This window comes from Heyndrickxia acidiproducens DSM 23148, from assembly GCF_000374345.1.
In the GTDB taxonomy this organism is placed as follows: domain Bacteria; phylum Bacillota; class Bacilli; order Bacillales; family Bacillaceae_C; genus Weizmannia; species Weizmannia acidiproducens.
In genome coordinates, this window is the sequence record NZ_KB894068.1 from 1 (window position 1) to 2,923 (window position 2,923).

Annotated in this window: 2 protein-coding genes; both read left to right on the forward strand. The window is 38.8% G+C overall.

From position 1 onward, the window contains the following. Window positions 1-194 precede the first annotated feature (194 nt). Window positions 195-1,787 (forward strand): IS21 family transposase, encoded by a 1,593-nt coding sequence (gene istA, locus C232_RS0118145; protein WP_018665526.1) that lies wholly within the window; start codon window positions 195-197, stop codon window positions 1,785-1,787. Further along, window positions 1,784-2,557 carry an IS21-like element helper ATPase IstB gene (istB, locus tag C232_RS0118150; RefSeq protein ID WP_018665527.1) on the forward strand — a complete coding sequence of 258 codons (774 nt, stop codon included), beginning with the start codon at window positions 1,784-1,786 and terminating at the stop codon, window positions 2,555-2,557. The genes istA and istB overlap by 4 nt, the downstream gene beginning before the upstream one ends. Window positions 2,558-2,923: the final 366 nt, after the last annotated feature.

Consider the following 2,923-nt stretch of genomic DNA (forward strand, 5'->3'; position numbering starts at 1 on the left):
TATCTGCTTTTAATAGCTCGATTCTATGATGGAAATCATACTCTTTCTTAAAATGCCTTGCTATACTAGCCCAATTACTAAAATTAGATTTTTCTGTATATAGTAATCTAATTATGGACCACGGTAGTCATTGAAAAGTCCCCCAGTTTATAATTATACCTGCAACTTAGAATGTATTGCAGGGAGCTGGAGAGTTGATTACTTTGATGAAAAAACAACAGGTCTTACTTATGTACTTAAGAGAGGAGAAATCAAAAAGAGAAATTGCTAGAATTACAGGAATTGATCGTAAGACAATCAGCAAGTATATAAAAGAATACGAGTCGAAGAAGAAAGAGCTGGAGAAAAGCACTGACGAAATACAGAAGGGGGAAATTATTCAGGATCTTGTAGAAGCACCAAGATACAAAGTGGGCAACAGGAAAAAGCGAATTGTTACACCAGAAGTGGAGGAAAAGATAAAAGCTTTTCTTGAAGAAAACAAAGAAAAGCGTAAAACAGGGCTGCGGAAGCAACAAAAGAAGATAATGGATATCTTCGAGGCTCTGGAGGCAGAGGGAGTTGATATTAGTTACAGTACAGTTCTTCGAACTGTAAGGCAATTAGAGAAAAAAGTGAAGGAAGCTTTCGTCAAGGGGATGTATTCACCAGGGGATATTTGTGAATTTGACTGGGGTGAAGTGAAGATAAAAATAAATGGAAAGCTAACAAAATTCCAGATGGCTGTATTTACATCAGCATTTGGTAATTACCGCATGGCTTATCTGTTTACAAAACAGAAAACAGAATGTTTTCAGGAGGCCCATTCCCTATTTTTTAAGGAAACAGGGGGTGTCTATCAGACGATGGTTTATGACAACATGAGAGTAGCCGTTAAACGATTTGTCGGTCCGACGGAGAAGGAACCAACAGAAGGTCTCTTGAAAATTTCAATATATTACGGATTTCAATTTCGATTCTGTAATATAAGAAAAGGCAATGAAAAAGGTCATGTGGAGCGAAGTGTTGATGTAGTTCGGAGAAAAGCTTTTGCCTTTCAGGATTCCTTTAAATCCATAGAAGAAGCAAATCAGTATTTGTACCAAGTATGCCAAAAATTAAACAACAAACCGCAGCCATCCCGTGAAAACCAAACTGCCGAAGAATGCTTAAAAATGGAACAAAAAGCATTTCTTCTTCTTCCACCTCCCTTCGATGCAGCACGTATCCAAAATGTGCGAGTCGACAAGTATTCGACGGTAGTTATTGATCAAAACCATTATTCGGTCCCCGATCATCTGGTTGGCCAAGTTGTTAAGGCAAAAATCTATTCGAATCGAATTCTATGTTTCTATGATGAGCAAAAAATTGCAGATCATATCCGTTTAACTGGCTTGCATGAATGGAGGCTGGAATTGAACCATTTCATTGAAACTCTAAAGAAAAAGCCAGGTGCATTGGCCGGAAGTGCGGCACTACAACAGGCAAACAAAAACATAATAAAAATCTACGAATCTTATTATACTAGTCACGAGAAAGAATTTATAGAGCTTCTGCAGTTTTTGCGGGATGAATCCTCACTAACCGAAATTGAAAGAAGCATTGAAAAATTAGAGAAGATAAACCCGGCCCATGTCACAACTGAAAAAATCAAGATATTGTGTGCGAAAAAACGGGAAGAGGTCCATTCTGCCTCATTGATGACACTAGAATCAAAAGAAATAGCTGAACAAGCAAAAAATCAGTTAAAGGGTTACGATGCATTATTTGAAACCGGTGAAGTCGGTGGGAAGGAGGACATCGCATGAAACCGTCCAGTGTGTGGGTTGAAGATATTAACCAGTACAGTAAAGATTTAAAGTTGCCTGAAGTCCGTCAGGGGTTTCAGGAACTTATTAAAGAGGCAAATCAGAAGGATATGGGATACGAGGAATTTTTAGCCCTACTCCTGCAGAAAGAGTGGGATTCCCGTCGGGAAAATGCCAAATACAACCGGATTCGGAGAGCAGAATTCCCATATAAAAAGTATCTGGAGGATCTGTCTATTTATGATTTACCGGAGGATGCCCAAAAGAAATACAAGCAGCTTAAAACCCTTGATTTTATAAAAGAGGGGCGGAATCTTATCTTGGCTGGAAATCCTGGGACCGGGAAAACGCATATGGCCATTGGATTAGGAATCAAAGCTTGTATGGAGGGATATAAGGTCTGGTTTACAACGGTCCCCTTATTGGTTAACCAGATAAAGGAATGCCGGTCAGAAAGGACCCTCAGGGCGTTTCAAAACAGGTTTGAAAAATATGACCTCGTCATCGCCGATGAAATGGGCTATATCTCATTTGATAAAGAAGGAGCTGAACTCTTATTCACTCACCTATCATTGCGGGCTGGACGTAAATCCACAATCATTACGACCAATTTATCATTTGAAAGATGGGAAGAAATCTTTCAGGATCCTGTAATGACGGCGGCAATGATTGACCGGCTGACATTCCAATCTTATTTAGTCAATATGAATGGCAATTCTTATCGGATGAAGCAGACGAAAGAATGGCTGGAAAATCAGCCATTTGCGTAAGTTTATATAAAAACCATAATGGATAGTCCTATCCTCTGCCTAATTAGATAAATTAGGTGGGGGAATTTTCAATGACGATGTGGGGGATTTTTCAGTTGACAATTACATTTTTCTTTATTATAGTTTTTCGGCAAAGATAAAGCCGTATCGTATTTCGGTTTTTCGATTCTAAAACCATATCCTCTCCTGGCGATAACACAAGCTGCTGAACAATGAGAACTTAATCCATATCGGGCCATAAATTTCATATGTCCAATCTGACTTGTATAAGCCGGATTTACCTTGCGTACATAAACACCTTGCTTTTTCGCTCTAGATTCAAGTAATTCTTTAAAGAGTTAAGTCCGTATAATTGTGTAAAAAGGG